This is a genomic window from Vibrio sp. 2092, assembly GCF_033339635.1.
GTDB classification, from domain to species: Bacteria; Pseudomonadota; Gammaproteobacteria; order Enterobacterales; family Vibrionaceae; genus Vibrio; species Vibrio alginolyticus.
In genome coordinates this window covers 1-13,883 of record NZ_JAWOUY010000029.1, presented here as the reverse complement: position 1 = coordinate 13,883, position 13,883 = coordinate 1, and the positions used below count along the sequence as shown (strand labels likewise).

Here is a 13,883-nt window from a genome sequence, read left to right as displayed (position 1 = left end):
GTGACGTGGGCTTTGTTGTATGAAGTTGTTTGCAATATTGAAGCGTTACCAAAAGGTGTCTCGCCGTTTAGCTCGAGCAATAACGTTTTGTGGCATGCGCTGTTCAAGGCCGTTTCTCAATACAGTTATGCGCTTATGCTGCCGCTTATCTGCTGTGACAGAGTTATATAACCAACGATACGCATCTTCGTAATCGAGTGGACTGCCATAATCACGTAAAAGCAACTCGGCCAGATGAATACGCGCGTTTAGGTTTCCCATTGACGCAGCTTCTCGCAAATATGGAATTGCACGTTCTTTATCTTGCTGTACTAAAGTGCCACGCGAATAGTATCGGCCAATCTGCTCTAGTGCAGCAGGTAACCCCTGATGCGCTGCATTTTCGATGTAGTAAAGACCCAGTTCGACATCTTGCTCGACACACACACCCCAAGCCAACATATCTCCGTATAGAAACTCATAAGCGGGTAAGTTAATTCGAGTCGCACGAGCTACGATATCCTCCACCAGCTGGCAGTTATCAGCGCGCACACGTTGTAAGTGCTTATTTTGCTCAATAAGCTTTATCAGCTCTGCTTCGGTATAGATCGGAACTGGTGCCCCCACATCGGCAACATTGGCTTTCACTGTGGTAGCAACCAAGGTCAACAACAGTGAAGCAGCCACTGTTCGTAACTTCATAAACGTACCCTTAAGGTATCTAAGAAACCAAAGATCGGTGAAGGATCTCCTCTGCTTGATAACCTTATCGGCAAAAAACAGCTAAGCTTTAGACAATTTTTGCCTCTGATTTAGGCTCAGCGGCAAAAGCTTGCCATATGAGAGTCACGCTGTTTTTGTTCAGATACAAAAAAGCCGACCAGAAGGTCGGCTTTTGCAATCTTTAACGGCTATCAATTAAGCTTCGAATGGGTGAACTTTGATGATAGTTTCGTTACGGTCAGGACCTGTAGAGATGATGTCTACTGGAACGCCAGTTAGCTCTTCAATACGCTTGATGTAGTCAAGAGCTGCTTGTGGTAGAGCATCTAGTGACTTAGCACCAAATGTGTTCTCAGACCAACCAGGCATTGTTTCGTAGATTGGCGTTGCTTTTTCGAATGCTTCAGCAGCCATCGGAGAAACTTCTAGCACGGAGCCATCTTCCATCTTGTAACCAGTACAGATTTTTAGCTCTTCTAGACCATCTAGTACGTCTAGTTTAGTTAGACAGAAACCAGATACAGAGTTGATTTGGATTGCACGACGCATAGCAACAGCATCGAACCAACCTGTACGACGTAGACGACCAGTTGTCGCACCGAACTCGTGGCCAACTTCACCTAAGTGCTTACCAATTGGATCTTGCTTATCTAAACCGTCGTATAGTTCAGTCGGGAATGGACCAGCACCAACGCGAGTACAGTACGCTTTTGCGATACCCAAGATGTAACCGATGTGACGAGGACCAAAACCAGAACCTGCAGCAACACCACCAGCAGTCGTGTTAGAAGACGTTACGTACGGGTAAGTACCGTGGTCGATATCAAGTAGTGTACCTTGTGCACCTTCGAACATGATCTTGTCGCCGCGCTTACGTGCTGCGTCTAGTTCGTCAGTTACGTCGATAACCATTGAAGTTAGTAGCTCAGCGTAGCCTTTCGCTTGCTCAAGTACTTCTTCGTAGCTTACTGGTTCCGCTTTGTAGAAGTTAACTAGTTGGAAGTTATGGAACTCCATGACTTCTTTTAGCTTCTCTGCGAAAGTCGCCATATCGAATAGGTCGCCAACGCGTAGACCGCGACGAGCAACTTTATCTTCGTATGCTGGACCGATACCACGACCAGTAGTACCGATAGCTTTTTTACCGCGAGCGATTTCGCGAGCTTGGTCCATTGCAACGTGGTAAGGAAGAATTAGCGGACATGCTTCAGAAATGAAAAGACGCTCGCGTACTGGAATACCGCGCTCTTCAAGAGGCTTCATTTCTTTAAGTAGAGCTTCAGGTGATAGTACAACACCGTTACCGATAACACATTTTACGTTATCGCGAAGGATACCTGATGGAATTAAGTGAAGAACGGTTTTTTCACCGTCAATTACGAGAGTGTGACCTGCGTTGTGACCGCCTTGGTAGCGTACCACGTATTTTGCATCTTCAGTTAAAAGGTCTACGATTTTACCTTTACCTTCGTCACCCCATTGGGTGCCTAGAACGACTACGTTATTTCCCATCTTTCCAAGTCTGATTGCTAGTTAAAAATGGATTCTAGCACCGAATCTCACTTCTTGCAGTCATTTTTTGTTCACAGAGTCGCTACCAGAATGTCATCTTGCCGCTTTGTTCATTTTGAAATCAGCATATCACTGATAGTATTTAGCTTTCTCTATTCGACTGGAAAGCGCTATGTCTGAATCCATATGGTTGGCGATTGGGCTCGTCTTGATCGTGGAAGGCATTGGGCCACTGATTGCTCCTAACGGTTGGCGGAATATGGTGGCTCAATTAAGTGAACAACCCAACAATCAGCTACGACGCATCGGTGGCTGCCTAGTAGTTGCTGGAGCCGTCATCGCCATCATGATGAGCTAACACTTAGCATCAGATACAAAAAAGGCTCCCTAAGGAGCCTTTTATTTCAATGAGACGCGGAGATTATTTCTCCATGCTGCCCTTCGACTGGTTCATGTATTGGAAGAACTCACTCTTCGGATCAAGCACCAGAATATCGCTCTTAGAGCTGAAGGACTTCTCATACGCACGTAGCGAGCGTAGGAAGCTAAAGAACTCAGGGTCTTTGTTGTACGCTTCAGCATAAATCTTCGCAGCTTCAGCATCCGCTTCACCTCGTGTCACACGCGCAGTTTTATCAGCTTCAGCTAGAATAGTTGCTACTTCTAGTTCTGCTTGAGCACGAATAACTTCCGCCTTTTCACGACCTTGAGAACGGTGCTTACGAGCAACGGACTCACGCTCCGCACGCATACGACGGTAGATAGACTCACTGATTTCATCAGGCAGGTTGATTTTCTTCATTCGGAAATCAACGACACGAACACCCAAGTCTTTCATTGCGCTTTCACGCGTGTCTTTCAATACTTCAGACATGATTAGGTCGCGTTCACCATCAATCTCAAGCGCCTCACGAGCCGCTTCAGTTGCGACAACATCGGCACTTGCGTCTTCTGGTAGCACATCATCGTTACGTGGACCAGATACGATCTGTTTGATTTCACGAGCACCGATTTCAGAACGAAGCACGTCCGTCACTTTACGCTCAAGTAGTGCCTCTGCCGTTAGCGAGTTACCACCGCCAGTCGCGAGGTAGTAGCGACCAAAATCTTCAATACGCCACTTCACGTAGGTATCAATGATAACGTCTTTTTTCTCAGACGTTACGAAACGGTCTGCACGGCCATCCATTGTTTGGATACGTGCATCAAGTTGTTTCACACGGTCAAACAAAGGCATCTTGAAATGCAGACCAGGCTCGTAAATTCGAGTGATGTCGTTGTTGTCTTTCAAGACACGACCAAATCGAACCACGATACCGCGCTCACCTTCAGGAATCACAAACAAAGACATCAACATTAATGCCAGTGCGATTACCAGTACAGGGATCATTAACTTACGCATTCTTAGTATCTCCCTTGACGTGAACCTGTTGAACGAGACTGCGTGTTCGAAGTGTCTTCTTGTGTACGATCAGACTCAAGTTGAATTTGATCATAAGTTGAAGATGACTTCGATTTACGTTTGGTATCTGCTTTGCCCTCTTGTCCCGCCAACTTATCGATTGGAAGGTAAAGAAGATTGCCGCTTGATTCCGAGTCAATCAACACTTTCGAAGTGCTTGAGTACACCTCTTCCATTGCGTCAATGTACAGACGATCACGCGTTACACCAGGCGCTGCTTGGTATTCTGGTAGTAGTTTTTCGAACTGTGCTACCTGACCAAGAGCCTCGTTAGTGACACGCTCATTGTAACCTTGTGCTTCTTTCTTCAAACGCTCTGCACGACCCGTTGCCTTAGGCAAGATTTCGTTCTTGTATGCTTCAGCTTCACGAATGAAACGCTCTTCATCCTCACGTGCTGCGATTGCATCATCAAACGCATCTTTCACTTGCTCTGGTGGACGAGCAGACTGGAAGTTCACATCAACAAGTACCAGACCCATATCATAGCTATCAATGATTTGGTTCAGTGTTTCTTGCGTAGTTTGACGAATTTGCTGACGACCACTGGTTAGAATGCTATCCATCAATGAGTCACCAATTACTGCACGTAGTGCAGAATCCGTTGCTTGACGCAAGCTGTCGTCTGCATTGGTTACACGGTACAAGTATTTGTATGGGTCAGTCACTCGGTACTGAACATCCATCGCAACTGTTACAACGTTTTCATCTTTGGTCAGCATTAGACCAGATGCACGTAGTGAACGAATCGCTTGTACGTTTACCGCTTCGTACTCATCAATAAAGCGAGGACGCCAGTTAAGACCTGGGTCTACGATACGATCGTATTTACCTAAACGCAGTACAACACCACGCTCTGCTTCACCGATGGTGTAAAAACCAGCGAAGAACCAAACTGCAACAGCAATCAGAGCAATCACGCCAAAGCCAATTGCACTACCACCACCGCCGCCGATTGGAGAACCACCGCCGCCTTTTTTACCAAACTTGCCGCCCAGCTTTTGACTCAGTTTGTTGAACACTTCATCTAAATCTGGCGGACCTTGATCTCGGCCACCAGGACGCTGGCCACCACGATTATTATTACCCCAAGGGTCATTATCGCGGCCATTGTTGCCGTTGTTATTTCCAGGCTCATTCCACGCCATTAGAAAGCTCCATCATTTGATATGACGTTATACTGTAGCAGTCCTTTAAGTGACTATAAAGCCAGTCAAAACTGCCCCTTCTCTTTTTTCAAGTCTAGACCAATCTACTTGCTGCATTCGAATATCGATCAACAAGTTACCATCCTGGTCATATTCCTCACGTTGAATACACTTCATTTGGAAGAAGGTACTACGGAATCGTCCTTGATACTGTGGAGGAATTCGCAACTGATGCTCGACCATTTGTGACGCCAGACGTTCCGTCAGAGCCTCAAACAGGACATCAATGCCCAACCCATCCATTGCTGAAACCCAAACTGCGCGAGGTACGCCTTCCTCGTCTCGTTCTATACGTGGTTTCTGCGAATCTAGATTGTCGATTTTGTTCATGACAACCAGAGTCGGCACTTCATGCGCGTCGATCTCTTCTAGTACTTCATGAACAGCTTGAATATTCTCACGAAAACGCTCATCACTGGCATCAACAACATGTAACAAAATGTCAGCTTCTTGCGTTTCCTGCAAGGTTGCCTTGAAGGCCGCAACCAAGTCGTGTGGCAAATGTCGAATAAAACCAACCGTGTCTGCCAAGATGGCAGGACCAACATCTGCTAACTCTATCTTACGTAAAGTCGGGTCCAAAGTAGCAAATAATTGATCAGCCGCGTACACGCCAGCTTCTGTAATACGGTTGAAGAGTGTCGACTTACCCGCGTTGGTGTAACCCACAAGTGAAACCGTTGGGATTTCAGCTCGATTTCGGGCGCGGCGCCCTTGTTCACGCTGCTTCGCTACTTTGTCTAAGCGTCGCAGGATGGCTTTGATTCTGTCACGCAATAAGCGACGGTCGGTTTCCAGCTGGGTTTCACCCGGGCCACGTAAACCGATACCACCTTTCTGCCTTTCAAGGTGTGTCCAACCACGAATCAAACGAGTAGAGATATGACGAAGTTGAGCCAGCTCTACCTGTAGCTTACCTTCGTGTGTTCGAGCTCGTTGAGCAAAGATATCGAGAATAAGACCAGTGCGGTCGAGAACTCGACATTGGCACAGTGCTTCGAGGTTACGTTCTTGGGCAGGAGAGAGGGCGTGATTAAAAATCACAATTTCGGCACCCGTTGATTGTACCGCTGTAGCAATCTCTTGGGCCTTACCCTCTCCGACATAGTATTTCGGGTGTGGGGATTGACGACTACCAGTTACCACTTGTAGCGCCTCTACCCCAGCAGAAGAAACCAGCATTTCGAACTCAGCCAGATCTTCCCATTCACCTTCTTGCGTGAAGTTGATATGAACAAGTACGGCTCGCTCACCGGATTCATAACGGTCAAACAAGCAATCAACTCCTTATTTTAAAAATACTCGATGAAGAATTAATCTTCAGATTTCTCTTGTGGACGCTCACCTTGTGGACGTTCACCGCTGTGATGGCTCACTGGACGAGCCGGCACAACTGTTGAGATCGCGTGCTTGTACACCATTTGGTTAACAGTATTCTTCAGCAGGATCACAAATTGATCGAATGATTCGATCTGACCTTGTAGTTTAATACCATTCACAAGGTAGATAGATACCGGGATACGCTCACGACGTAGCGCGTTTAGAAATGGGTCTTGTAGAGATTGCCCCTTAGCCATTTTTATTTTCCTTATTTAATTTGTAGTTGTAATTATTTAGCTAGTGGTGCAATGCAAAAGATACGGCTTTTGCATCTGAGCTAAACGAATCAAAAATGCACTCTAAGTAATTAGCAGCATAGTATAAAAACCGCCAACAACAGATCCTTTGAGAGTGCGTTCACGCAAAAACGATCACATTATACACAGCTATGTCAATCAGATGCTATTGCTTCCGACATCGTTTCTAATGCCTGTTCAATGTTCTCGCTATCCAACCAAGTTAAATCATCCCAGCTGCGTAACCAGGTGATTTGACGCTTGGCCAATTGACGAGTCGCGCATACGCCACGAAATACCGCTTCGTCACGTGTACACTCCCCATCTAAATACTCCCACATCTGTCGGTAACCGACGCATCGTATGGAAGGAAGATCGGGGTGAAGATCTTTTCGCGAATATAACGCTTTCATTTCTTCTTCAAAGCCCGCTTCCATCATCTTCTCGAAACGGAGTTCAATCCGACGGTGAAGTTCTGCCCTATCCTTGGGAGCTATTGCAAACTGCTTGACTCGGTATGGTAGGCTTTCACCTTTCGTTTGAGTCAATTCAGTCAAAGTTTTACCTGAAATGCGAAAAACTTCCAATGCCCGAGATAAACGTTGGGGATCATTGGGATGGATTCTCGCGGCTGACACAGGATCAACCTCTTTGAGTTCATCGTGCAACACTGACCAACCTTTAGTCAATGCCTCTTGTTCAATTTGCTGACGAATTTCAGGATTTGCAGCAGGAAGTGGTGATAAACCTTCAAGTAACGCCTTGTAATACAGCATTGTTCCACCCACAAGAAGTGGAATTTTTCCTTCTGCAACAATATCATCCATCGCTTTCAATGCATCTCGACGAAAGTCGGCGACAGAGTAAGATTCACTTGGATCCAAAATATCTATCAAGCGATGAGGCGCCAAACTTAACTCTTTTTCATCCGGTTTCGCCGTACCGATATCCATCCCTTTGTAGATCAAAGCAGAATCAACACTGATGATCTCAATCGGAAATTTTTGACGAAGACGAATCGCCAGCTCAGTTTTGCCTGATGCAGTTGGCCCCATTAAAAATAGCGCCAAAGGTAGTTTATCTGTCATGGTTTTAATTTGGCTATCGTGGCAGAGAAATCAACAGCGGATACGAATTTTGTATCTTCTAATGGCAATTGACCATGTCTTAGCTGTTCAAGTTCCGCAATAATTTGAATGGCTTCAGAAAAAGTATAGTGACTCTTCACTGTCGTGACCTGTAATGCGAGCCAATCTATCAACTCAGACAGCATCTGAGCCGCTGCTATACCTTCGTTCACACAAGATTGCGCGTAAGATAACAGATCTGGTACTAAATTTTGTAAGTTTTGTTGACGCAGCGGAGCTGGGACGCCCATCACCATTAAGGCGTGCTCGTTTCTCGCTTTCAATTGAATACCAAGCAATGCCAAATCTTGTTGATAATCTTGGGCCAGTCTCACTAATTCGGCCTCTAACTTAATAGATAGAGGAACAAGCAGAGGTTGTGCCTTAAGTGCACCATCGCTTGGAGTGAGCTGGCCTTTTATACGATAAAATTCTGCTCTAGGTAACGAGACTAACGCCGCCCCACTGTCACTGCTCATCAAAACAAATTGTTCATCGACCACCATCAGCGCTTTGCCTAATGCAGTAATCGATGGCATTGATGTTTGCGAAGTTATCGTTTGGGGCGCTATTGGAGTGACTGCCTGAGCCTCAAACTCTGGCGTTTTCAGCAGCTCGTGATAAGCGCGTACTTCTTGTTTAGTTGGCGCTGGTTCTACGTGGCGCTCTTTACTGTGACTTGGCTTTGGTGCGGGTTTGGATTCCACCCAATCATTACGTTTGAATGACTCCACTACGCGCGCCTCTCGCACGGAGGTCTCACTAAGACCGCTATTACGAGGCTTCACTTCATAATCACTGCGTCCAGGATAAGCCGGTGTACTCTCTATCGCTTGATAAACCCGCTCTGGTACTGGTGAAGATGCTGGCTCTTGTACTTTTTCAGGCTCTGGCGAATGCTCAATCTCTTCGGATTCAGTTGGTTCCACGCGATGAAATGCCGATTCATTCACCTGTGGTTTATCAATCACTGCGCTTTGTGAAAGTGCATCCGTCAAAGCTTGATAGATGAAATCATGCACCAAACGAGCTTGGTGGAAACGCACTTCATGCTTAGCAGGGTGAACATTCACATCTACTTGGTGCGGATCCAGCTCAATAAAGAGCACATACGCAGCAAACTGATCTGGCTTTAAGCTCATTTCATAGCTTTGACGAATCGCGTGATTGATTAATTTGTCACGCATCATTCGGCCATTCACATAGCAATATTGTAAATCGCTTTGCTGCCTTGCTCCCTCTGGTGTGGTAATCCACCCATGTAACTTTAACCCTTGATGCTCAAGCTCGATTCTGAGCATATGCCGCACAAACGCATTACCGCAGACAGCAGCAATACGCTTTTCGGTTTGAAGCTGATTTTTCGCCGCGCGATATTGACGGATGATCTTGCCGTTATGACGCACATTGATGGTGACATCAAAGCGGCTTAACGCAATGCGTTTCAATAACTCATCAATATGAGCAAATTCGGTTTTCTCCGTACGAAGAAACTTGCGACGCGCTGGAGTATTAAAAAATAAGTCCAACACCTCAACGGTAGTGCCAATCGGGTGCGCTGCTGGCTTAAGCTTCACCTGCATATCACGCCCTTCGGAGTAGGCACTCCAGGCTTCTTCTTGTGCCGCAGGACGCGACGTGAGCGTCAAACGCGAGACTGAGCTAATACTGGCTAACGCTTCACCGCGAAAACCTAGACTCATAATGGCTTCGAGATCATCTAAGGTATGTATCTTAGATGTCGCATGACGACTGAGCGCTAAGCCGAGTTCATCTTTCGCGATACCTTTTCCGTTATCACGAACACGAATCAGCTTTGCGCCTCCTTTCTCGATATCGATATCGATTCGAGTTGCGCCAGAATCAAGACTATTTTCAACCAGCTCTTTAATCACAGAAGCAGGTCTTTCGACCACTTCCCCTGCGGCGATTTGGTTTGCAAGTCTGGCTGGCAAAATTTTAATCGTCATAATGAGTTAGAAGCTCACCTACTTGTTTGGAATGATCAGGACTTGCCCAACCGCTAGCTGATCAGAGCGTAAGTTATTCGCTTTACGAATGCTCGATACGCTAACGCCGTATTTGGACGCTATTTTGCCAAGGAACTCACCCCGAGAAACCTTGTGCTTACGAATCGGTTTATCTTTTACCGCGACCGTTATCTTCAACTTTTGCCCTACCCACAAGGTATCTGACTTCAAGTTATTCTCTCGGCGGATATCTGAAACCTTCACTTTATAGTGATTCGCAATCTTACCTAAGAACTCACCAGACTTAACCTTGTGCGTAATGGTTTCTGTCTCAACAGTAATCGGTTTACTTGGCACTTTAATCGTACCAGCAGAAGGAATGTTGAGCTTCTGACCAATTGCCAAGCCTGTCGACTTCAAGTTGTTTGCCGACATCAGCGCTTTAGAGCTAAGCCCATATTTGTTCGCGATCACCGATAATGACTCGCCACGCTTTACAATATGTACCACTGGCTTCGCTGAAGGCGAGAACACCGTACCCTCTGGTGGGTTATCTTTTAAGTACTTGACGACCGCCTTAGTGATAGCCTGAGCTAACTTATCTTGGTGCGCTCGTTGAAACAGTAAACGCTCTTCTGTTGGGTTAGAAATAAAGCCCGTTTCCACTAGCACAGACGGAATCTGTGGAGAGCGTAAAACCGCAAGGCTGGTGTTGATCGGTTTGGTGTTATGCAGGTGCGCAACACGTCCCATCTCACCTAGGATTTCTGTTGCCAGTTTATAGCCTTCTTTTTGTGAGTGACTAAACTGCAAGTCCAGCAAAGTTTGGTTCACATTACGATCTTTTGTCTTCGTGAAGAACGCATTACCCGAGCCGCCCAATAACTCAGACTGTTTCTCATGGTTCTCGACCCAACGAGCAATTTCGGTATTTGCACGACGAGTATTTAGTACGAAGACCGAACCACCGCGAGGCTTCGGTGAGGTAAACGCATCAGCGTGAATGGAGATCAGTAAGTGTGCATCATTTTCACGAGCAATCGCGACACGACGGTTTAAGTTTACAAAGTAATCTCCCGTACGAGTCATGCGCGTTTTAATACCAGGAGTCGCATCGAGCTGAGCAGCAATTTTTCTTGAGATACTCAATACCGCATCTTTCTCGTACTTACGACGTGAAGGGCCAATAGAGCCAGGGTCTTCCCCACCGTGACCAGGGTCGATAACAATTAACACTTCTTGAGCTCGTTGAACTGAACTCATGTCTTTGCTGGCCGCCGCTGGCTTACTCGGTTTAGAGGTCGATGCCTTCTTACCGTGCGGTAAATCAATCACCAAGCGGTGACCATACTGCCCACCTGGTGTTGGGCTTAATTTAAATAATTCCGCTTGAACGCTCTTTTTTAGTTCAAACACCAAACGATAAGTGCCCTTCTCTGGAGGCGAGCTTTTTCGTACCAGTTTTAAAACAGGGCTATCCGTAACAGTAACAGGCAGTTTGGCCTGCATCGTCGTGCTTTTTAAATCCACGACAAGGCGATCCGGCCCTGATAAAGAGAAATAGGAATAGTCAGCTTCCGAGCCTAAATCGATGACAACACGTGTTTCATCAGGTGAAGGCCAAACTCGAAAACTCTTAACGACGTTAGCAAATGCTAAATTGGGGATGAGAAGGAGAAAAGTGGCGACAAACGTCGCCACTACTCTAAAATTAGAAAAACTCAACATAGCTCCAATCGACTGAGTAACTGCACACCATAATCATTATTAGCTGTTAGTTCGGCTACACGTTGCTCACCTTGGTAGCGAATGTTTACATCAAGATCCGGTTGTGGCAGTAAGCCATGCCCTTTTTCAGGCCATTCAACCAAGCAAATCGCATCGTCTGTGAAATAGTCTCGAATCCCCATAAACTCAAGCTCTTCAGGATCCGCAAGACGATAAAGGTCGAAGTGATATACTTGCCACTGATCCAACTGGTACGGTTCGACTAGAGTATAAGTTGGACTTTTCACGTTACCTTGGTGACCAAGAGCACGGACAAAACCACGACTAAAGGTTGTTTTACCTGCACCCAAATCACCATGCAGATAAATTGTGGTTTGCTGGGAACAAAGCTGAGCCAAAGCGGTGCCTAGTGCAACCGTTTCATGCTCATCTTTTAAATTGAATTGTTTCGTGCTCATTGATGCTTCTCTAACTAATGATCGTTGACTATATAAAAATCAAAAGAACAGGAATAGTAAACCGTGTTGGTTTTGAGAGACAAGCTTTCAAATGTCATATGTGCGAAAAAAGTATCCAATAAACGGTATCTTAATCATCTTAGTATCGACCTAGATTTAGAATATATGCAAATGACTTCAATAAGCAGTATTCACAACATCAAAAACGTACCTAACTGGGTAGCACCAAAGCCAGAGATCCGTTAAGATCCGCCCCCCTTTATTCCGGTGGTTAATATGAACTACGAACAACTCGCACAACAAATCAAAGTTTGGGGAAAAGAACTCGGCTTCCAAAAAGTTGGGATCTGCGACGTTGATCTGAGTGAACATGAAGCAGCACTACAAAAATGGCTTGATGCAGGCTATCACGGCTCAATGGATTGGATGGCTCGTCACGGTATGATGCGTGCTAGACCCCATGAGCTACTCCCGGGAACCGTTCGTGTTATCAGCGTCCGGATGGACTATCTGCCACCAGAGGCTCAATTCGCTTCGAACCTCGCGAATAAAAGTCATGCCTATATTAGCCGCTACGCACTAGGGCGCGATTATCACAAGCTCGTCAGAAAGCAGCTAAATAAGCTCGGCAAACTTATTGAACAAGAGGTTGGTCAATATGGTTACCGACCTTTCGTTGATTCCGCACCAATATTAGAGCGACCTCTCGCCCAAAAAGCGGGCTTAGGTTGGACCGGGAAACATTCCCTGATTTTAGATCAAGACTGTGGATCGTGGTTCTTTTTAGGTGAACTACTTGTCGACTTACCACTACCCGTTGATGAGCCAAGCGTTGATCAGTGCGGTAAATGCAAAGCATGCATTACATCATGCCCAACACAAGCCATCATTGAAGACAAAGTTGTCGATGCCCGGCGTTGTATCTCTTATCTCACCATCGAGTTCGATGGCGTGATTCCTGAAGAGTTTCGAAAGCCAATGGGTAACCGCATTTATGGTTGTGACGACTGTCAATTGGTTTGCCCATGGAACCGCTACGCCGACATAACGGAACAAGATGATTTCCACCGTCGTGACAGTTTCAAAAACCCTGACCTCGTCGACATGTTTAACTGGGATGAAGCGACTTTTCTAAAAAATATGGAAGGCTCCGCTATCCGTCGTATTGGTCATATACAGTGGCTACGTAACATCGCTGTCGCACTTGGTAATGCAGAATATAGTCAGCGAATCATAGATGCGCTGGAAAGTCGGCAAGGTGAAAATAAATTACTTGATGAGCACATTAAATGGGCTTTGACAGAGCAACTGAATCAACTCCCCACTGAGAGTAATTCATCTATAGAGACGAAAAAGCAACGCTTAATAAGGATAGTCGAGAAGGGACTGCCGAGAGACGCATAGAGCGTAGTCTATATGCAAGAGATTGAAAGTACTTTTGCATGTTCAATTCATGACCTTGTTCTCAATTTTGTAATGTGGAAAAAAATTTGAGATTCAAGAAAAACAAGCTAGCAGAAAAAAGTTAAACACAGTTCGGAGAAATGACTAGGATCAAAAAAATACCAGTTAATGATCGTATTTTAACGTACTCGATCCGACAAAAAACTTATTTTTTCTTTATATAACAAAGATTTAATTGATATTTCTTTGTTGTTTCCACTTCACTTTAGAGAAAAGATCTTTCTTCCCCATCATAAAAAGTCAAGCTAAAAACACTTTATCAACCAACTTATCCACAGAACGACGTATGTGGATAACTCTGTTAATTAAAGTAGATAAAACACGCGAAGCCTCATCATACTTGTACGTCAGCCGATTCATATCGTGTTTTAAACACAAACGAAATCGTCCGACATCATATGATGCGGATAAAAGTTTAGCTTTTGGGGATTCATGCTTCGCAGCATTATGAAAAGAGCGATGTGATTGGTTGCGAGAAGCAGGCGTTGAATCAAGCGGCGCATCCGTAGACGACTTAACAATTGTATACTAAATAAGTACTCAATCTATCGTCTTGTATTTGGTTGCGGGGGCCGGATTTGAACCGACGACCTTCGGGTTATGAGCCCGACGAGCTACCAAGCTGCTCCACCCCGC

General features: G+C 45.6%; 12 protein-coding genes. 2 read left to right on the top strand and 10 right to left on the bottom strand.

The features are described 5' to 3' along the window. Positions 1–45: 45 nt before the first annotated feature. Positions 46–681, bottom strand: coding sequence for a flagellar protein MotX (motX, locus tag R7P80_RS27770; RefSeq protein WP_005381388.1), 636 nt, complete (start codon positions 679–681; stop codon positions 46–48). 216 nt (positions 682–897) lie between these two features. Next, a complete protein-coding gene (locus R7P80_RS27765) occupies positions 898–2,214 on the bottom strand; it encodes an adenylosuccinate synthase (protein WP_005381385.1) in 1,317 nt (438 codons plus the stop codon). Positions 2,215–2,386: 172 nt separating this feature from the next. Here R7P80_RS27765 and R7P80_RS27760 point away from each other — a divergent pair, with 172 nt between their 5' ends. Continuing rightward, complete coding sequence (locus tag R7P80_RS27760; RefSeq protein WP_005381383.1) at positions 2,387–2,572, top strand: DUF2065 domain-containing protein; 186 nt, start codon at positions 2,387–2,389, stop codon at positions 2,570–2,572. A 63-nt stretch (positions 2,573–2,635) separates the two neighbouring features. Here the strand turns inward: R7P80_RS27760 and hflC are convergent, their stop codons facing one another. From hflC to tsaE, 8 genes are all read right to left on the bottom strand, one after another. After that, positions 2,636–3,616 (bottom strand): protease modulator HflC, encoded by a 981-nt coding sequence (hflC, locus tag R7P80_RS27755; protein ID WP_005381382.1) that lies wholly within the window; start codon positions 3,614–3,616, stop codon positions 2,636–2,638. Between the two features lie 2 nt (positions 3,617–3,618). Further along, positions 3,619–4,824, bottom strand: coding sequence for an FtsH protease activity modulator HflK (gene hflK / locus R7P80_RS27750; RefSeq protein WP_017633728.1), 1,206 nt, complete (start codon positions 4,822–4,824; stop codon positions 3,619–3,621). 45 nt (positions 4,825–4,869) lie between these two features. Continuing rightward, positions 4,870–6,159 (bottom strand): ribosome rescue GTPase HflX, encoded by a 1,290-nt coding sequence (hflX, locus tag R7P80_RS27745; RefSeq protein WP_005381380.1) that lies wholly within the window; start codon positions 6,157–6,159, stop codon positions 4,870–4,872. Between the two features lie 38 nt (positions 6,160–6,197). Further along, complete coding sequence (gene hfq, locus R7P80_RS27740; protein WP_005381379.1) at positions 6,198–6,461, bottom strand: RNA chaperone Hfq; 264 nt, start codon at positions 6,459–6,461, stop codon at positions 6,198–6,200. A gap of 194 nt (positions 6,462–6,655) precedes the next feature. Further along, complete coding sequence (gene miaA / locus R7P80_RS27735) at positions 6,656–7,588, bottom strand: tRNA (adenosine(37)-N6)-dimethylallyltransferase MiaA (protein WP_047103958.1); 933 nt, start codon at positions 7,586–7,588, stop codon at positions 6,656–6,658. After that, positions 7,585–9,597, bottom strand: a complete 2,013-nt coding sequence (mutL, locus tag R7P80_RS27730) for a DNA mismatch repair endonuclease MutL (RefSeq protein WP_047103956.1) — start codon at positions 9,595–9,597, stop codon at positions 7,585–7,587. Before mutL ends, miaA begins: the two co-directional genes overlap by 4 nt. Before the next feature lie 18 nt (positions 9,598–9,615). After that, entirely contained in the window at positions 9,616–11,325 is a 1,710-nt protein-coding gene (locus R7P80_RS27725) for an N-acetylmuramoyl-L-alanine amidase (protein ID WP_047103954.1), read from the bottom strand. Then, positions 11,319–11,783, bottom strand: a complete 465-nt coding sequence (gene tsaE, locus R7P80_RS27720) for a tRNA (adenosine(37)-N6)-threonylcarbamoyltransferase complex ATPase subunit type 1 TsaE (RefSeq protein ID WP_005381372.1) — start codon at positions 11,781–11,783, stop codon at positions 11,319–11,321. Before tsaE ends, R7P80_RS27725 begins: the two co-directional genes overlap by 7 nt. A gap of 276 nt (positions 11,784–12,059) precedes the next feature. Between tsaE and queG the strand changes: the two genes are divergently transcribed. Further along, positions 12,060–13,187 carry a tRNA epoxyqueuosine(34) reductase QueG gene (queG, locus tag R7P80_RS27715; RefSeq protein ID WP_047103952.1) on the top strand — a complete coding sequence of 376 codons (1,128 nt, stop codon included), beginning with the start codon at positions 12,060–12,062 and terminating at the stop codon, positions 13,185–13,187. The last annotated feature ends 696 nt before the right edge of the window (positions 13,188–13,883 follow it).

Coding starts and splice junctions, on each gene's coding strand:
- hfq (WP_005381379.1), bottom strand. CDS start 6,461: ATGGCTAAGGGGCAATCTCTACAAGACCCATTTCTAAACGCGCTACGT.
- queG (WP_047103952.1), top strand. CDS start 12,060: ATGAACTACGAACAACTCGCACAACAAATCAAAGTTTGGGGAAAAGAA.
- tsaE (WP_005381372.1), bottom strand. CDS start 11,783: ATGAGCACGAAACAATTCAATTTAAAAGATGAGCATGAAACGGTTGCA.
- R7P80_RS27765 (WP_005381385.1), bottom strand. CDS start 2,214: ATGGGAAATAACGTAGTCGTTCTAGGCACCCAATGGGGTGACGAAGGT.
- hflK (WP_017633728.1), bottom strand. CDS start 4,824: ATGGCGTGGAATGAGCCTGGAAATAACAACGGCAACAATGGCCGCGAT.
- mutL (WP_047103956.1), bottom strand. CDS start 9,597: ATGACGATTAAAATTTTGCCAGCCAGACTTGCAAACCAAATCGCCGCA.
- miaA (WP_047103958.1), bottom strand. CDS start 7,588: ATGACAGATAAACTACCTTTGGCGCTATTTTTAATGGGGCCAACTGCA.
- R7P80_RS27760 (WP_005381383.1), top strand. CDS start 2,387: ATGTCTGAATCCATATGGTTGGCGATTGGGCTCGTCTTGATCGTGGAA.
- hflC (WP_005381382.1), bottom strand. CDS start 3,616: ATGCGTAAGTTAATGATCCCTGTACTGGTAATCGCACTGGCATTAATG.
- R7P80_RS27725 (WP_047103954.1), bottom strand. CDS start 11,325: ATGTTGAGTTTTTCTAATTTTAGAGTAGTGGCGACGTTTGTCGCCACT.
- motX (WP_005381388.1), bottom strand. CDS start 681: ATGAAGTTACGAACAGTGGCTGCTTCACTGTTGTTGACCTTGGTTGCT.